Origin of the sequence: Cupriavidus sp. USMAHM13 (assembly GCF_001854285.1) — a bacterium.
Lineage (GTDB): Bacteria > Pseudomonadota > Gammaproteobacteria > Burkholderiales > Burkholderiaceae > Cupriavidus > Cupriavidus malaysiensis.
On the sequence record NZ_CP017751.1, the window covers coordinates 591,433 to 608,690 of the forward strand.

Annotated in this window: 15 protein-coding genes; 3 read left to right on the plus strand and 12 right to left on the minus strand. The window is 71.9% G+C overall.

The window, feature by feature from the left end; translation table 11 throughout:
• Position 1: 1 nt before the first annotated feature.
• The 12 genes from BKK81_RS02600 to BKK81_RS02655 all read right to left on the minus strand — a co-directional run bounded on the left by BKK81_RS02600 (position 2) and on the right by BKK81_RS02655 (position 13,135).
• Positions 2–928: a DMT family transporter gene (locus BKK81_RS02600; protein ID WP_083384188.1), complete on the minus strand. Its 927-nt coding sequence runs from the start codon at positions 926–928 to the stop codon at positions 2–4.
• A 74-nt stretch (positions 929–1,002) separates the two neighbouring features.
• Entirely contained in the window at positions 1,003–2,421 is a 1,419-nt protein-coding gene (locus tag BKK81_RS02605) for an aspartate aminotransferase family protein (protein WP_071010632.1), read from the minus strand.
• Between the two features lie 90 nt (positions 2,422–2,511).
• A complete protein-coding gene (locus tag BKK81_RS02610) occupies positions 2,512–3,531 on the minus strand; it encodes a 2-hydroxyacid dehydrogenase (RefSeq protein ID WP_083383900.1) in 1,020 nt (339 codons plus the stop codon).
• Complete coding sequence (locus BKK81_RS02615; protein WP_071010633.1) at positions 3,528–5,198, minus strand: dipeptide ABC transporter ATP-binding protein; 1,671 nt, start codon at positions 5,196–5,198, stop codon at positions 3,528–3,530. The genes BKK81_RS02610 and BKK81_RS02615 overlap by 4 nt, the downstream gene beginning before the upstream one ends.
• A complete protein-coding gene (locus BKK81_RS02620; RefSeq protein WP_071010634.1) occupies positions 5,195–6,037 on the minus strand; it encodes an ABC transporter permease in 843 nt (280 codons plus the stop codon). The genes BKK81_RS02615 and BKK81_RS02620 overlap by 4 nt, the downstream gene beginning before the upstream one ends.
• Positions 6,034–7,008, minus strand: coding sequence for an ABC transporter permease (locus BKK81_RS02625; protein ID WP_071010635.1), 975 nt, complete (start codon positions 7,006–7,008; stop codon positions 6,034–6,036). Before BKK81_RS02625 ends, BKK81_RS02620 begins: the two co-directional genes overlap by 4 nt.
• A 28-nt stretch (positions 7,009–7,036) precedes the next feature.
• Positions 7,037–8,602: an ABC transporter substrate-binding protein gene (locus tag BKK81_RS02630; RefSeq protein ID WP_071010636.1), complete on the minus strand. Its 1,566-nt coding sequence runs from the start codon at positions 8,600–8,602 to the stop codon at positions 7,037–7,039.
• A gap of 117 nt (positions 8,603–8,719) precedes the next feature.
• Positions 8,720–9,517, minus strand: coding sequence for a class II aldolase/adducin family protein (locus BKK81_RS02635; RefSeq protein ID WP_071010637.1), 798 nt, complete (start codon positions 9,515–9,517; stop codon positions 8,720–8,722).
• A 470-nt stretch (positions 9,518–9,987) separates the two neighbouring features.
• On the minus strand, positions 9,988–10,800 hold the full coding sequence (locus BKK81_RS02640; RefSeq protein ID WP_083383901.1) for an amino acid ABC transporter ATP-binding protein: 813 nt from the start codon (positions 10,798–10,800) through the stop codon (positions 9,988–9,990).
• Positions 10,801–10,870: 70 nt separating this feature from the next.
• Positions 10,871–11,521, minus strand: a complete 651-nt coding sequence (locus BKK81_RS02645; RefSeq protein WP_071010638.1) for an amino acid ABC transporter permease — start codon at positions 11,519–11,521, stop codon at positions 10,871–10,873.
• A gap of 12 nt (positions 11,522–11,533) precedes the next feature.
• On the minus strand, positions 11,534–12,193 hold the full coding sequence (locus tag BKK81_RS02650) for an amino acid ABC transporter permease (protein ID WP_071010639.1): 660 nt from the start codon (positions 12,191–12,193) through the stop codon (positions 11,534–11,536).
• A gap of 147 nt (positions 12,194–12,340) precedes the next feature.
• Entirely contained in the window at positions 12,341–13,135 is a 795-nt protein-coding gene (locus BKK81_RS02655) for a transporter substrate-binding domain-containing protein (RefSeq protein WP_071010640.1), read from the minus strand.
• A 509-nt stretch (positions 13,136–13,644) separates the two neighbouring features.
• On the opposite strand from BKK81_RS02655, the gene BKK81_RS02665 reads away from it, so the two are divergent.
• The 3 genes from BKK81_RS02665 to BKK81_RS02675 all read left to right on the plus strand — a co-directional run bounded on the left by BKK81_RS02665 (position 13,645) and on the right by BKK81_RS02675 (position 17,197).
• Positions 13,645–14,532, plus strand: coding sequence for a MurR/RpiR family transcriptional regulator (locus BKK81_RS02665; RefSeq protein ID WP_071010642.1), 888 nt, complete (start codon positions 13,645–13,647; stop codon positions 14,530–14,532).
• Positions 14,533–14,678: 146 nt separating this feature from the next.
• On the plus strand, positions 14,679–15,911 hold the full coding sequence (locus BKK81_RS02670) for a diaminopropionate ammonia-lyase (RefSeq protein ID WP_071015957.1): 1,233 nt from the start codon (positions 14,679–14,681) through the stop codon (positions 15,909–15,911).
• Entirely contained in the window at positions 15,908–17,197 is a 1,290-nt protein-coding gene (locus BKK81_RS02675) for a Zn-dependent hydrolase (RefSeq protein WP_156811105.1), read from the plus strand. The genes BKK81_RS02670 and BKK81_RS02675 overlap by 4 nt, the downstream gene beginning before the upstream one ends.
• The last annotated feature ends 61 nt before the right edge of the window (positions 17,198–17,258 follow it).

Below are 17,258 nucleotides of genomic sequence, written 5' to 3' on the forward strand. Positions count from 1 at the left end.
GTCAATCCTCTCGGCGCGGTGCCAGCGTGCTGCGCCAAGCCAGGAAGCCGCCGGATAGCATGATCAGGGCGATGCCCGCGAGCGCGATGGCGTCGGGCGGGCGCTGGAAGACGAAGCTGCTGAGGAGCACCGCGAGCAGCAGTTGAAAGTAGTTCAGCGGCGCCAGCGTGGCGGCCGCGACGCGGCGGAAGGCCGCCAGCAGCAGCAATTGTGCCGCGCCGCTGCACAGGCCGCCGGCGAACATCAGTGCCAGCTCGGGCCAGGGCGGCAGCGGCTCGGGCAGCAGCGCCAGCGCCGGCACGCCGGTCAGCACCAGGCAGGCCAGCGCGGTGGAAGCGTACAGCACCGGCGCCTCCACCTGCGCGGCCAGGCGCCGCGTGAGCAGCTGGAAGATGGCGTAGCAGACCGCCGACACCGCCATCAGCAGCGTGCCCAGCGCCGGCAGGTCGCTGCCGGGGCGCACGATCAGCAGCATGCCGACGAAGCCGGCCAGCACCGCCACCCACTGCGCCGGCCGCACGCGCTCGCCGAGCAGCCAGGGCGACAGCGCCACCATGATCAGCGGCGCGGTGAAGTAGATCGCGGTGGCCTCGGCCAGCGGCATCCACAGCAGCGCCGCCATGAAGCAGGTGGCGACGATGGCCAGCGCGGTGCCGCGCGCCAGCAGCAGCCCCTTGCAGGGAACCGCGCGCAGCGGCGGCATGCCGCTGCGCAGCAGCCAGGCCAGGGCGATGGCGCTGACGGCCAGGTAGCGCGTCAGGTTCATCAGGGTGGCGGCGTGCGTGCGCAGCATCCATTTGCAGAAGGCGTCGTAGCTGGCGAAGGCCAGCAGCGCGCAGAAGAACAGCGCGATGCCCTGGCGGCGCCGCGCCGCGGCCTGCGCCGCCGTCAGCGCGGGCGCTGGCGATGGCGCGGCGGCACCTGTCACGGCACCCGTCACAGCGCCCGTCCCAGCGCCCGCCGCCAGCGGGACCGCGCCGCCGTGCAGGCTCGCGTCGGGCTTCACGCCGTGGCTCCGCTGGCCGCTGCCTCCCCGGCGAGGGTGGCCTCGAGCCGATCCAGCGCGCGCCCGAAGCGCGCCAGCATGTCGTCGATCTGCGCGGCAGTGATGATCAGCGGCGGGCAGAAGGCGATGGCGTCGCCCATGGCGCGCACGATCAGGCCCTCTTCCTGCGCGAGCCGGGCCAGGCGCGCGCCGACCTTGGCGGCCGGCGGGAAGGGCCGTCCGCTGGCGCGGTCCGCCACCAGCTCCACCGCGCCGATCAGGCCGATGCCGCGCACCTCGCCCACCCAGGGCCGCTGCGCCAGCGCGCGCAGGCCCTGCTGGAAGCGCGGCGCCACCTCGGCCACGTGCGCCAGGATGTTCTCGTCGGCATAGACGCGCAGCGTCTCCAGCGCCACCGCGGTGGCCACCGGATGGCCCGAATAGGTGAAGCCGTGGCCGAAGGTGCCGAGGCGCCCGCTGTTGGCGGCGATGGCTTCGTGCACGCGCGCGCTGACCATCACCGCCGAGATCGGCTGGTAGCCGGAGGACAGTGCCTTGGCGCAGGTGAGGATGTCGGGGCGCAGGCCGAAGGTGCTCGAGCCGAACATGGCGCCGGTGCGGCCGAAGCCGCAGATCACCTCGTCGGCGATCAGCAGCACGTCGTGACGGCGCAGCACGGCCTGGATCTTGTCGAAGTAGGTGGCGGGCGGCACGATCACGCCGCCCGCGCCCATCACCGGCTCGGCGATGAAGGCGCCGACGGTGTCGGGGCCTTCGGCGAGGATGCGCGCTTCCAGCTCCTCGGCCAGGCGCGTGGCGAAGGCTTCCTCGCTCTCGCCGGGCAGCGCCTCCCGGTAGTGGTGCGGGCAGCCCACGTGCAGGATGCGCGCGATCGGCAGGTCGAAGTCCTGGTGGTTGGCGGGCAGGCCGCTCAGGCTGGCGGCCGCCACCGTCACGCCGTGGTAGGCGCGCCGGCGCGCGATGATCTTCTTCTTGGCCGGGCGGCCGCTCGCGTTGTGGTAGTACCAGACCAGCTTGACGGCGCTGTCGTTGGCCTCCGAGCCGGAGTTGGCGAAGAACACCTTGGACATCGGCACCGGCGCCAGCGCCAGCAGCGCCTGCGCCAGTTCGATGGCGGCGGGGTTCGAGCGGTGGTTGAAGGTGTGGTAGTAGGGCAGCGTGCGCAGCGCGCGCACGCCGGCCTCGATCACGCGCGCGTGGCTGAAACCGAGCGCGCTGCACCACAGCCCGGACATGCCCTCCAGGTAGCGCCGGCCCTGGTCGTCTTCGACGAAGATGCCGTCGCCGCGCGTGATCACCAGCGGGCCCACCTCGGGATGCGCCGCCAGGTTGGTGAAGGGATGCAGGTGGGCGGCGATGTCGCCGGCGGCGAGGCTGGCATGCCGGTCGGCAAGTCGGTCGGGGGCGGTGTCCATGCTGGCGGGTCTCCTTGTGGTTGGCATCGCGGATCGTGATCGGTGGTCGTCAGGCGTTACTCGTCAGGACTCAGTCGTCGCAGGCCGCCATCAATAGCCTTGCGCCGGGTCGACCGCGGCCGGCGGGCGCAGGCCGCGGCGCGCCAGCGCGAGGTTGTCCAGCGTCTGGCGCGCGATGACGGCGGCATCGGTGCGCGTGGCCACGTGCGGCGTGACGACGATGCGCGGGTGATGCCAGAACGGATGGCCGGCCGGCAGCGGTTCCTGCACGAAGGCGTCCAGCGTGGCGGCGCCGAGCTGGCCCGTGGCGAGCGCGGCCAGCAGGGCGTCCTCGTCCAGGTGGGCGCCGCGCCCGACGTTGACCACGTGCGCGCCGCGCGGCAGCCGTGCGAACACCTCGGCGCCGAGGAAGCCGCGCGTCTGCTCGGTCAGCGGCAGCAGGCACACCAGGGTGTCGCAGCCGGACAGGAAGGCGTCCAGGCCGGCGGCGCCGTGGAAGCACTCGACCTGCGCCGGCGCCGCCGGCCGCGGCGTGCGGCTCCAGCCGCGCACCGCATAGCCCAGCGCCAGCAGCGCGCGCGCGCAGGCTTCGCCGAGCGTGCCGAGGCCGGCGATGCCGACGCGATGGCGCGCCGGCGGCACGATGGGCTCTTCCTGCCAGCGGCCGGCGGCGGCGCTGGCGAGGTAGGCGTCCATGGCGCGCTGGCGGTGGATCACCGCCCAGGCCACATAGGCGGCCATGCCGCCGGCCATGGTGGGGTCGACGATGCGGCACAGCAGCGGCGCGCGCCGCGCCTCCCCGGCGGGCAGGTGGTCGATGCCGGCGGCCAGGGACTGCACCAGGCGCAGGCGCGGCAGCGTGGCCAGCAGGCCCGGCGGCGGATACCAGCACACCGCCGCGTCGATGCGCTCGGGCGCGCCGAGCGCGTCGGCGTAGCGCAGTTCGGTGCCGGGGCAGGCCGCTTCGAAGGCGGGCGCCAGGTAGCGCATGTCGAGCACGCTGCTGAGCAGGGCGATGACCGGCGGCGCGGCGTCGCGCGGCGCGTCGGGCGCCTCGGGCGCGGCGGCGGGGTTCGCGGAGGCCAGCTGGGATGCGATGGCGCCGTTCATGCCGCGGCCCTCTCGCGGTACGGCGCGCCGTCCGCCCGCCCGGACGGCGGCGGCTCGGGCGCCGGGCGCGCCAGGCGCGGGATGGCCTCGATCAGGCGGCGCGTATAGGCATGCTGCGGATCGCCCAGCACGCGCGCGGTCTCGCCATACTCGACCATCTCGCCGCGCTGCATGACCGCGATGTGGTCGCACATCTGCGCCGCCACGCGCAGGTCGTGGGTGATGAAGACCATGGCGAGCTGGAACTGCTCGCGCACCTGGGCGAACAGCTCCAGCACCTGCGCCTGCACCGAGACGTCGAGCGCGGACACCGGCTCGTCGGCGATCAGCAGCGCCGGGCGCATGGCCAGCGCGCGCGCGATGCCGATGCGCTGGCGCTGCCCGCCGGAGAATTCGTGCGGATAGCGTTCGGCGGCCTCGGGGCCGAGGCCGACCAGGCCCAGCAGTTCGACCGCGCGCGCGCGTGCCTGCTCGCGCGGCACGCCCTGGGCGATCGGGCCGGCGGCGATGGCGGCGCCGATGCGATGGCGCGGATTGAGCGAGGCGTAGGGATCCTGGAACACCATCTGGATCTGCCCGGCGGCATGCCGCGGCACGCTGCCGCCGGCCGCCAGGGTGCGGCCGTTGACCACCACGCGTCCGCCGTTGAAGGGGGCCAGCCCGGCGATGCAGCGGCCCACGGTGGACTTGCCCGAGCCCGATTCGCCGACCAGGCCGAGGGTCTGGCCGCGCCACAGCTCGAAGCTGATGTCGCGCGCGGCCTGCACCTCGCGGCCGCGCCGCAGCAACCCGCCGCCGGAGCGGTAGGTCTTGCACAGGTCCTGCACCTGCAGCACGCGGTTGGCGTCGTCGGCGCGCGGCGCCGGCGCGCGTGCCTCGCCGCCGGGGATGGCGGCGATCAGGCGGCGCGTGTACTCGTGCTGCGGGGCGCGCAGCACGCGCGCGGCGGGGCCGCGCTCGACGATGCTGCCGGTCTGCATCACCACCACCTCGTCGGCGATCTCGGAGACCACGCCGAAGTCGTGGGTGATGAACAGCACCGCGGTGCCGCGCCGCTGCTGCAGCTCGCGCACCAGCTTGAGGATCTGCGCCTGGGTGGTGACGTCGAGCGCGGTGGTCGGCTCGTCGGCGATCAGCAGGCGCGGCTCCAGCACCATCGCGCTGGCGATCATCACGCGCTGGCGCTGGCCGCCCGACAGGCGGAAGGGATAGCTGTCGCAGAGCGCCGCCGGATCGGGCAGGCCGACGTCGGCGAGCGCGGCGAGGATGCGCCGGCGCTTCTCGGCGGCGGGCAGGCGCTGGTGCGCGTCGAACACCTCGGCGATCTGGTCGCCGATGCGCATGACAGGGTTGAGGGCGGTCATCGGCTCCTGGAACACCATGCCGAGGCGCTGGCCGCGCAGCGCGCGCAGCGCGGGCTCGGGCAGCGCCAGCAGGTCCTGGCCTTCGAACAGGATGCGCCCGGCCACCGGTTCCACGTGCGGGCGCGGCAGCAGGCCCATCACCGCGTTGGCGATCATCGACTTGCCGGAGCCGGATTCGCCCACCACGCACAGGGTCTGGCCGGCCTGCAGCGTCAGCGAGGCCTCGCGCACCGCCAGCGCGCGGTCGCCGCCGGCGGGCAGGCGGATGCTCAGGCCCTGGATATCGAGCACGGGTGCGTTCATCGTCCTCTCCCGCCCAGGCGCGTGTTGAGCGCGTCGTTGAGTCCTTCGCCGACCATGTTCAGCGCCAGCACCGTCAGCACGATGGCGGTGCCGGGGAACACCGCCATCCACCAGGCCTGGCGCAGCACCGTGCGCGCCTGGCCGACCATATAGCCCCAGCTCATGTGGTTGGGATCGCCCAGGCCCATGAAGCTCAGGCTGGATTCCAGCAGGATGGCGGTCGCCACCATCAGCGAGGCCATCACCACGATGGGCGAAGTGGCGTTGGGCAGGATCTGCGTGAGGATGATGCGCGGCGTCGATTCGCCGGCCAGGCGCGCGGCGGCGACGAAGTCGCGCTGGCGCAGGGTCAGGAACTCGCTGCGCACCAGGCGCGCCACCGGCGGCCAGGAGACCACCGCGATGGCCGTCACGATGGAGGCGATGGAGGGCTCGAAGATGGCCACCAGCACCAGCGCCAGCGCGAAGCTGGGCACGGCCTGGAACAGCTCGGTGAAGCGCATCAGCGCGGCATCGACCCAGCCGCCGAAATAGCCCGACAGCGCCCCCAGCGTGACGCCGATGGCCAGCGAGACCACGGTGGAGACGAGCCCGATCAGCAGCGAGATGCGCGCGCCGTGGATCACGCCGGACAGGATGTCGCGCCCCATGGTGTCGGTGCCGAGCGCGAAGCCCGGCTGCTGCAGCGGATGCAGGAAGGGCTGCTGCGCCATCTCCCACGGATCGTTGCCGGCCAGCCAGGGACCGAACAGCGCCAGCACGGCCACCGCCGCCAGCACGGCGAGGCCCAGCAGCGCGGCCTTGTTGCGGCAGAAGCGCCGCCAGAATGTGTGGTTCATTTCAGTTCAATCCTCGGGTCGACCAGGGTGTAGACGAAGTCGGTGACGAAGTTGAAGGCCACGGCCATGGCGGCGGTCACCAGGAAACAGCCCAGCAGCAGGTTGTAGTCGCGCTGCAGCAGCGCATCGAACATCAGGCGGCCGATGCCGGGCCAGGCGAACACGGTCTCGGTCAGCACCGCGCCGCCGATCATGCCGCCGGCCTGGATGCCGGCCAGCGTGACCACCGGCAGCAGCGCGTTGCGCAGGATGTGGGCGCGCTGGATGCGGCCCGGATGCAGGCCCTTGGCGCGCGCCGTCTTGACGAAGTCCATCTGCGCCACCTCCAGCATCGAGGCGCGCGTCATGCGGGCGTAGACCGCCATGTAGAACAGCGCCAGCGTCAGCGCCGGCAGCACCAGGTGCTGGCCGATGTCGAGCGCGCGTGCCACGCCGTGCAGGTCGGCGCCGACGGTGGCGTAGCCGAAGCCCGGCAGCCAGTCGAAGCGCACCGAGCACAGCAGCACCGCCATCATCGCCAGCCAGTACAGCGGCGTGGCGTAGAACAGCAGCGACAGCACCGTGATGGCGCTGTCCACCCAGGTGCCGGCGCGACGGCTGGCCAGCGCGCCCAGCACCACGCCGAACAGCAGCGACAGCGCGAAGGCGGTGCCGGTCAGCAGCAGGGTGGCGGGCAGGCGCTCGACGATCAGGTCCAGCACCGGCCGCTGCTGCCGGTAGGAGAAGCCCAGGTCGAGCTGCGCCACGTGCACCAGGTACTTGCCGAGCTGCTGCGGCAGCGGCTGGTCGAGGCCGAACTGCGTGCGCAGCTGGGCCACGAACTGGGCGTCGGAGGCGCCCGATTCGCCGGCCATCACCGAGACCGGGTCGCCTGGCGCGGCACGGATCAGCAGGAAGTTGACGGTGGCGATGATGAGGATGGCGAGCACGCCCTGGATCAGGCGGCCCACGAGGCGTTGCGTGCGTTGCATGGCGTGGCTCCCGCGTACGGTGCCGGCCTCAGGCCAGCCAGGCCCGGCCCAGGCTGTCGTTGAGGCCGATGCCGGAGCTGATCAGGTTGTTGACGCGGCTGCGGTACAGGGTGGGGAAGTTGAGCTCGTGCATCCACACCACCGGCATCTCGTCGAGCAGGATCTTCTGCACCTGCTGGTAGATGGCGCCGCGCCTGGCGGGGTCCATCTCGCGCGCGCCGGCATGGAACAGCTCGTCGACCTTGGCGTTGCGGTAGCCCTCCACGTTGTTGAAGGGCGAGCCCTGGGCGATGTTGTCCGAGGTGTAGTTGCGCGCCACGCCCAGCGCCGGATCGCCGTACTGGTAGACGTAGGTGAAGGCGAGGTCGTAGTCCCACTTGTTGAGGCGCTCGCCCCAGCCGGCCACGTCGGTGGGCGTCATCTCGATCTTGATGCCGGCCTGCTGCAGGTTCTGCCGCACCATCTCGGCCGAGCGCTGCCAGGTCTCGCCGTAGGGCAGCGGCAGCAGGCGCAGGGTCTCGCCCTTGTAGCCGGACTCGGCCAGCAGCTGCTTGGCGCGCGCGAGGTCGCGCGGGTACTTGGCCACGTCGGTGCTGTAGAACTTGATGTGGCTGTTGAAGGGGCCGGTGGCGGTCTTGGCGAAGCCCTGCCAGGCCACGCGCGCGATGGCGTCGCGGTCGATGGCGAAGGCCAGCGCCTGGCGGAATTTGATGTTGTCCATCGGCGCCTTGCGGTGGTTGACCCACAGCCACGAGTGCGGCGCGAAGAATTCCCAGCCCTTGGTGCTGACCTGCACGCCCGGCAGCTTGGCCAGCCGCGCCACGTCGAAGTACTCGACCGCGCCGCCCGGCACCACGTCGACCTTGCCCGACTCGAAGGCGGCGGCGCGCGCGGCGGCGTCGGGGATCACGTGGAAGTAGACGCTGTCGACCAGCGGCACGTCGGCCTGGTGGTACTGCTCATTGCGCACCAGCTGGATGTAGGAGCCGCGCACCCACTCCTTGAACTTGAACGGGCCGGTGCCGATCGGCCTGGCGTTGGCCGGGTTGTTGAGGAAATCGGTGCCCTCGTAGAGGTGCTTGGGCACCATCGGCATCGAGCCCACTTCGAAGATGCCGAGGAAGGGGCTGAAGGGGTACTTCAGCTTGAACTCGACGGTGAGCGGGTCGAGCGCGCGGATGCTCTCCACCGCCGCCAGGTTGGCGCGCAGGCGCGCATGGGTCTTGCGCAGGAACACGTCGGCGGAGAACACCACGTCGGCGGCGGTGAAGGGCTTGCCGTCGTGCCAGGTGACGTTGGGCTTGAGCTTGAAGGTGTAGACCGTGCCGTTGCCGCCCACGGTCCAGGAGGTGGCCAGCGCCGGCAGCGGCTCGAGCTTGTCGTCGTAGCGCAGCAGGCCTTCGTAGATGTTGCCGGAGATGAGCTGGGTGGGGCCGTTCTGCGTGATGCCGATCATCAGCCCGGAAGGCTCCGGCTGCACCAGCGCGTTGATGATGCCGCCTTTCTTGCCGGCGGCCAGGACGTGGAGGGGAATGCCTGCGATCGACAGGCCGCTGGTGGCGGCGCCCAGCTTGAGCAGTTGGCGGCGGTTCATGGCGTGACTCTCCTAGGGGGCTGAGGATGGGGACGATGCGGAACAAGCGCCGCGGCGCGCCCGGATGCTGGCGGGCGCCGCGCGGGGTCAGGCGTGATTAAGCGTGATCAAGCGTGATCAAGCGTGGTAGGGCACCGGGGCGGCCGGCTCCAGGCGCTGCAGCAGCGCGCGCCATTCGCGCGCGTACGGGTCGGCGCTGCCGGCCAGGCGGTTGCTGTCGCCGCTCTCGTACTGCCGCGCGGTCTTCTCGCGGATCGCTTCCGGCACCGCGTAGACCGCTTCGCCGCTGGACTGGACGGCGAGCTGCACGCGGCAGGCGCGCTCCAGGTTGTGCATCAGGATGAAGGCCTCGGCGACGCTGCGGCCCAGCGTCAGCAGGCCGTGGTTGCGCAGGATCATGGCGCGCGCGGAGGGGCCGAGGTCGGCCACCAGGCGCTCGCGCTCGTCGTGGTCCAGCGCGATGCCTTCGAAGTCGTGGTAGACCACGCGGTCGTGGAACTGCAGCGCCCACTGGTTGCACGGCTGCAGGCCGCAGGCCAGCGAGGACACCGCCACGCCGGCCACTGTGTGGGTGTGCAGCACGCACAGGGCGTCGGGGCGTGCCGCGTGCACCGCGCTGTGGATGGTGAAGCCGGCCGGGTTGACGTCCTGCCCGGGCGCGCCGTCGACGATGTTGCCGTCGAGGTCGATGCACACCAGCGAGGAGGCGGTGATGTCGCGGAACAGGGTGCCGAAGGGGTTGATCAGGAAGCGGTCGTGCGTGCCGGGCACGCGCGCGGAGATATGCGTGTAGATGCTGTCGTCCATGCCGTAGTGCGCGACCAGCCGGTAGGCGGCGGCGAGGTCGGCGCGGACCTGCTGCTCGGCGTCGGAGCGGGGGGAGCGCGGGGTGGCGGTGGCGAGTTGGATGCCCATGTCTCGATTCCTTTCTGGTGCCTTGGTGGTGCCTTGGCGGCAGGTCTTCTGGCTCGGTTTTACGTCGATGGTCAACTGTCGACAGGATGATTCAAGACGCTCTGAGCCGAATCGTCAACTGTCGACAGCGTCGCGAAGCAATGCAGCAAGGTTCGGGCCAAGCGTTGCCGGGGTGGCCGCCGGCCCGTTGGAGATTTCCCTTAATCCTTTGATTTGCATGAAGATTCGCGCCAGCAGGCCGACGCCGCCCGGCACGGCCGGCGGGGTGGCGTGCCGGGCGGCGCTGCCTTGCGATGGTGCGATGCACCAGCTCCAGGTTCCGTCATGGGGCGGTCCGCAGGGGGCTGGCGGGAGGTGAAGGGGGACCGCCGGGGGGCGCCGGGAGGGGCCGCGGCGTGGCTACGGCGCCGCGCAGCGGAGGGGGCTGCGCCGGCGGTGGACGGGGCGGGCGGGAGGCTTCCCGCCGGCGCTCAGATCATCGACAGGAACTGCTTCAGCTCCGGCGTCTGCGGGCTGCCGAAGATGCGCTCGGGCGTGTCCACCTCGTGCACCTTGCCCTGGTGCATGAAGACCACGCGATCGCTGACCTTGCGCGCGAAGTTCATCTCGTGCGTGACCATGATCAGGGTCATGCCGTCGGCGGCGAGGCTCTCGACCACGCCGAGCACCTCGCCCACCAGTTCCGGGTCGAGCGCGGAGGTGATCTCGTCGCACAGCAGCACGGCCGGGTCCATCGCCAGCGCGCGGGCGATGGCCACGCGCTGCTGCTGGCCGCCGGAGAGCTGGTCGGGGTAGCTGTCGAACTTGTCGCCCAGGCCCACGCGCGCCAGCAGCGCGCGGGCGCGCCGCTCGGCCTCGGCCTTCGGCATGTCCTTGACCAGCGCGGGCGCCAGCATCACGTTGCGGCCGGCGCTGAGGTGGGGGAACAGGTTGAAGTTCTGGAAGATCATGCCGACGTTCTGGCGCAGCGCGCGCATCGCCTTGGCATCGTCGTGCCGCAGCGGCTGGCCGTCGACGGCCAGCCCGCCCTGCTGGAAGGCCTCGAGCCCGTTCACGCAGCGCAGCAGCGTGCTCTTGCCCGAGCCGCTGCGGCCGATGATGGTGACCACCTCGCGCCGGCCGATGCGCAGGTCGATGCCCTTGAGCACTTCGTTGTCGCCATAGCGCTTGCGCAGGCCCTGGATGTCGACCAGGGCGAAGGGCGCGGCGGCGGGGACATCGCCCTGCTGCGAGGGGGCGGGGTGCGTGGCGGAAGCGGCCGGGCTGGAGATAGCGTCTTGCATGGGGAAACCTGTCTGCGGATGCGCGGTTGAAGATGGGGGCGAGGGGAGCGTGGGAGGAAGGGAGCGCCGCCTAGCGCTGCGGCCGCAGCCGCCGTTCGAGCTGGCGGCTCCACAGCGACAGCGGGAAGCACAGCGCGAAGTACAGCAGCGCCACGCAGCCGTAGGCGAGGAAGGGCTGGAAGGTGGCGTTCGAGATGATCTGGCCGGCCTTGGTCACCTCGACGAAGCCGATCACCGAGGCCAGCGCGGTGCCCTTGATCACCTGCACCAGGAAGCCCACGGTGGGCGCCACCGCCAGGCGCGCCGCCTGCGGCAGGATGACGTGGCGCAGCTGCTCGCCCAGGCTCATGGCCAGGCTGGCCGATGCCTCCCACTGCCCCTTCGGCACCGCGTTGACGCAGCCGCGCCAGATGTCGGTCAGGTAGGCGCCGGTATAGAGCGACAGGCACAGCGCGGCCGAGAACAGCGGCGAGGCGTCGACGCCGACCAGCGCCAGGCCGAAGTAGGCGAGGAAGAGCTGCATCAGCAGCGGGATGCCCTGGAACAGCTGCACATAGAGGGCCACGCCGCGTTCTGCGCCGGGCAGCCGGGCGATGCGCGCCACCAGCAGCGCCAGCCCCAGCACGCCGCCACCGACGAAGGCGATCAGCGACAGCCCGACGGTCCAGCGCAGCGCCAGCAGCAGGTTGCGCAGGATATCCCAGAGAGAGAATTCGATCATGCCGGCACTCCTTCAGCGGCGGAAAACGAAGCGCGGCCCGATCCAGTTCAGCAGCTGGCGCAGCGCCGCGGCCAGCGCCAGGTAGGCGAGCGTGGCGACGATGTAGGACTCGAAATTACGGAAGGTGCGGCTGGCGATCAGGTTGGCGGCGTACGACAGCTCCTCGGCCGAGATCTGGCTGCACACGGAAGAGCCGAGCATCACGATGATGATCTGGCCCACCAGCGCCGGCCACACGCGCGCCAGCGAGGGCGGCAGCACCACCCGCGTGAAGATCTGCCAGCGGTTCAGCGCCAGGCTCTGCGCGGCCTCGATCTGGCCGCGCGGCGTGGCGTCCAGCCCGGCGCGCACGATCTCGCAGGCATAGGCACCCAGGTTCAGCGTCATCGACAGCACGCAGGCCACTTCCGGCGACAGCCGCACGCCCAGCGAAGGCAGGCCGAAGAAGATGAAGAAGAGCTGGATGATGTAGGGCGTGTTGCGGATCAGCTCGACGTAGGCGCCGGCCAGGAAGCGCGCCCAGCCGGTGCCATGCAGGCGCAGCCAGGCGCAGCCGATGCCGGCGAGCGTGCCCAGCAGCGCCGACAGCGCGGTCAGCAGCACGGTCTGCAGCAGGCCGCGCAGCAGCATCGGCCACTGCGCGAAGACGGGGGTGAAGTCGAAAGAGATCATGCCTGGCATCGATAAGGCGGGGCGGCGCGCGCGGCGCGCCGCCGGGGAAGCGGGCGGGGAAGCGCGCTGGCACGCGGGCGCCGCGCCGTGGCCGCGCACCGCTGGCGGCGGTCCGCGCGGCACGGCGCCGCCCGGCGGCGGCCGTGCTTACTCGGGCAGTTCACCGGTACCACGGCCCAGCCACTTCTGCGCGTAGGTGTTGAGGGTGCCGTCGGTCTTGGCCTGGCGCAGGATGTCGTTGACCTTGGCCAGCAGCGTGGCGTCGCCCTTGCGCACGCCGACGAAGTTGGGCGAGTCCTTCAGCAGCAGCTTGTACTCGGCCTGCACCTGCGGGTGCTTCTGGATCGCCATCGCCGCCACCGCCGCGCCGGTGGCGATCAGCTGCGTCTGCTGCGAGACGAAGGCGGCCACGGTGGAGTTGTCGTCCTCGAAGCGCTGGATCTTCAGCGTGGGCGGCGCCACCTGCTGCAGCGCATCGTCCTGGATGGTGCCGCGCGTCACCGCGATGGTCTTGCCGCCCAGGTCGGCGAAGCTCTTGATGGAGAGCGACTTCGGCCCGAACACGGCCTGGTAGAACGGCGCGTAGGCCACGGAGAAGTCGATCACCTTGGCGCGCTCGGCGTTCTTGCCCAGCGCCGACACGATCAGGTCGATCTTCCGGGTCTGCAGGTAGGGGATGCGGTTGGGCGTGCTGACCGGCACCAGCTCGGCCTTGACGCCCATGCGGTCGGCGATCAGCTGGGCCACTGCCACGTCCAGGCCCTGCGGCTTCAGGTCCGGGCCCATGAAGCCGTAGGGCGCGAAGTCGACGGGGATGCCGATCGCGATCGACTTCCTGGCCATCACGGCCTGGAGCGAATCGTCGGCGCGTGCCGGTGCCATGGCGGTCAGCGCGGCACAGGCGAGCAGGCTGGCGGCGACGGTGAACTCTCTGCGTTTCATGAAAGACCTCTTGCGTTGGAATCGGAAGCAACGAAACCGCTGAGGCAAGTTGTGTGCCACTGCCGCAATGCCACCGCTGCGGCGCTTTCCCGCGAGCCTGCGCCTGCCAGGCGGGGCAAGGCCCGGCGGGGAGATGGCGCGCTGCGGCGAGGACTTGGCATCGAGATTGCTTGTACCGCGGCCAGGCGCTGGAACCGGTGTTTCATGCGGAAGAAACAGCGGGAATTCCCGTTTCAGCGCCGCACCGGCGCGTTCCGCCATGGTGCGCGCGCACAGAAATGAGGCGGCGCGCACCAAGGTATGCAGGCGCGGCCGCAGCGCATGCAAGGGTGCCGACGCTGACGCCTTGCGCGCGGCGGCGTGCAGCGGGGGATGCACCAAGGCACGCACCAAGGCACGCACCAAGGCACGCACCAAGGCACGCACCAAGGCGCGTACCAAGGCCTGGCATGCGGCAACGCCTGCCAGGCCATCCGATGTCCAACCCAAGAGCCACCAATGAGCCACCCATGAGTACACATGAAGTGCTGGAAGCGCTGGAAGCACGCATCCGGCAACGCTATGGCGACCTCTCCGCGGCCGACCGCAAGCTCGCCGACGTGCTGCTGGCGCGCCAGCGGGAGCTGCTCAGCTACTCCGCCACCGAGCTGGCCGGACTGGCCGGTGTGTCCAAGGCGAGCGCGGCGCGTTTCTTCCGCCGCCTCGGCTACGCCGACTTCAGCGCCTTCCGCCAGAACCTGCGCGACCAGGTCTCGGCGCGCTCGCCGCTGCGCCAGCTGGAGCGTGGCGGGCCGCCGTCGGCGGCGCGCGGCGCGCCGTCGGCCCGGAGCGGGCTGGCGGCGCACGTGGAGCGCGATGCGCTGCGCCTGGCGGCGCTGCCCGAGCAGGTTGGCGAGCGCGCGCTGGGCGCGGCGCTCGACGCCCTGGCCGAGGCGCGCCGCGTCTGGGTGGTGGGCTACCGCAACAGCTACCTGGTGGCGATGCACGCGTGCGCGCTGCTGTCGCAAGGACGGCCCGACGTGGCCATGCTCAACGATGCGGCCGGCCAGGACGCCGAGCGCATCGCCGAGATCGAGCCGCGCGATGTGCTGCTGGCGGTGGACTTCCGCCGCCGCGCGCAGCGGCTGCCGGCGGTGGTCGGGCTGGCGCGCGAGGCCGGCGCCGGCTGCATCCTGCTGACCGACACACCGGTCTCCACGCTGGCGGCCGAGGCCGACGCCGTGCTCGGCTGCGCGCACCAGGGCGAACAGGTCTTCGATTCCTACGTGGCCGCGGTGAGCCTGGTCAATTACCTGGCCACGGCGGTGGTGACGCGCACGCGCAAGCGTGCGCGGGCGCGCATGCAGCGCATCGAACGCGCCCACGCCGTGCTGGCCGACCTGGAGGGACTCGCCTAGCGCGGCGTTACCCGTTTTCCCGTTTTCTCTGCTCGACCCGGTTCTCCGTCTTCTCGTTCCTGTCTCTGCCCTAGCCGCAAGCGATACCGATGCCTTCCCTGACTTCCTCGCCGAATCTCTCGCCGAATCTCTCGCCGACTTCCTCGCTGCCCCCGCTGCCGTCGCTGTCCCTGGACTGCTTCCCCAACCCGGCGCTGCGCCGCGACCTGCCCTACGGCGCCGCGCGCAGTGCCATCCTGGGCGAGGCGGCACTGGCCGCCGCGCGCGCCGAGATCACGCGCTGGCCCGGCTACCAGCCCACGCCGCTGGTGGCGCTGCCGGCCCTGGCCGCGCGCCTGGGCGTGGCCGCCATCCACTACAAGGACGAAGGCTCGCGCTTCGGTCTCGGCAGCTTCAAGGCGCTTGGCGGTGCCTATGCGGTGGCGCGCCTGCTGGCGCGCGAGGTGGGCCGCCGCGCCGGCCGCGAGATCGCGCCCGCCGATCTCGCCGAGCCCGCGCTGCGCGCGCTGTGCGCCGACCTCACCGTGACCTGCGCCACCGACGGCAACCACGGCCGCTCGGTGGCCTGGGGCGCGCGCATGTTCGGCTGCCGCTGCGTGATCTACATCCACGCCACCGTCAGCGACGGCCGGCGCGACGCCATCGCGGCCTACGGCGCCGAGGTGGTGCGCACCGCCGGCAACTACGACGAGGCCGTGCAGCAGGCCGACCGCGACGCGCGCGCCCAGGGCTGGCACGTGATCTCCGACACCTCCTACCCCGGCTACATGGACGTGCCGCGCGACGTCATGCAGGGCTACCAGCTGATGGTGGAGGAGGCCGCCCGCGCGCTGCCCGAGGCGCCCACCCATGTCTTCGTGCAGGCCGGCGTGGGCGGCTTCGCCGCCGCGGTGTGCGGCTACTTCTGGGAGCGCGCGGGCGGCGCGCGGCCGGTCTTCGTGGTGGTCGAGCCGGAGCGCGCCGACTGCCTGTACCAGAGCGCGCGCGCCGGCCGGCCGGTGGCCGTCGGCGGCGAGCTCGACACGCTGATGGCCGGGCTGGCCTGCGGCGAGGTCTCGCTGCTGGCCTGGGAAGTGCTGGCGCAGGGCGCCGACGCTTTCTGCCGCATCGGCGACGATGCGGCGGTGGCGGTGATGCGCCTGCTGGCGCGGCCGGGCGGCGCCGACGCGCCCATCGTCGCCGGCGAGTCCGCCGTGGCCGGCCTGGCCGCCGCCATCGCCGCCATGCAGGACGAGCAGGCGCGGGCCGCGCTGGGCCTGGGGCCGCACAGCCGCCTGCTGTTCATCGGCAGCGAGGGCGATACCGACCCCGCATGCTATGCGGAACTGGTCGGGCAGAGCGGCGCGGCGGTCCGTGCCGCGGCGCGGGGGGCGGCATGATGGAGCGGCTTCCCGAGATCGACGGCGCGCGCCTGTTGCGCAGCCTCGACGAACTGGCGCAGGTCGGCGCCATCGAGGGCGGCGGCGTGTGCCGGCTGGCGCTCAGCGATGCCGACCGCGCCGGGCGCGATTGGACCGTGGCACGCATGCGCGCGCTGGACATGGCGGTCAGCATCGATGCCATCGGCAACATCACCGGGATTTATGCCGGTAGCGATAGCGGCACCGATAGCGGTACCAATGGCCGCACCGGCGCCACGCCGGCCCCGGTGATGACCGGCTCGCATATCGACACGGTGCGCACCGGCGGCCGCTACGACGGCAACTACGGCGTGCTGGCCGGCCTGGAGGTGGTGGCCGCGCTGCGCCAGGCGGGCGTGCGCACGCGCCGGCCGCTGGCGGTGACGGTCTTCACCAACGAGGAAGGCGCGCGCTTCCAGCCCGACATGATGGGCTCCCTGGTCTATGTCGGCGGCCTGCCGCTGGCCGAGGCGCTGGCCACGCGCGGCATCGACGGCGCCACCGTGGGCGAGGAGCTGGCGCGCATCGGCTATCAAGGAACGGCGGCGGTCGGCGCGCCGCGCGTGGACAGCTTCGTCGAGCTGCATATCGAACAGGGGCCGGTGCTGGAGCAGCAGGGCCTGCGCCTCGGCGTGGTGGAGGGCGTGCAGGGCATCTCCTGGAACGAGTACACCATCGAGGGGGTGTCCAACCACGCCGGCACCACGCCGATGGCGCTGCGCCGCGACGCCGGCCACGCCGCCGCGCGCGTGGCCACCTTCGTGCACGACCTGGCGCTGCGCTACGGCGGGCGGCAGATCGGCACGGTCGGCGCCATGCAGTTCGCGCCCAACCTGATCAACGTGATCCCGCACCGCGCCGTCTTCACCGTCGACCTGCGCAATACCGACAACGCCGCGCTGCGTGCCGCCGAGGAAGAGGTGCAGGCCTTCGTCGCGCAGTGCTGCGAGGAGGCCGGCCTGGCATGGTCGCGCCGCGCGCTGGCGCGCTTCGCCCCGGTGGCTTTCGACTGCGCGCTGGTGGACGAGGTGGCGCGGCACGCGCAGGCGCTCGGGCTGCCCGCCATGCGCCTGCCCAGCGGCGCCGGCCACGACGCGCAGATGCTGGCGCGCGCCTGCCCGGCGGCGATGATCTTCGTGCCCAGCGTGGGCGGCCTGAGCCACAACGTGCGCGAATTCACCCGCCCCGAGGACCTGGTCGACGGCGCCCGCGTGCTGATGCGCGTGCTGCTGGCGCGCGCCGACCGGCCGCTCGGCGCGCCTTGAGAGCGCCATCGCCATCGCCTTCACCAGCGCCCTCACCAGCGCCCTCACCAGCGCAGATCCC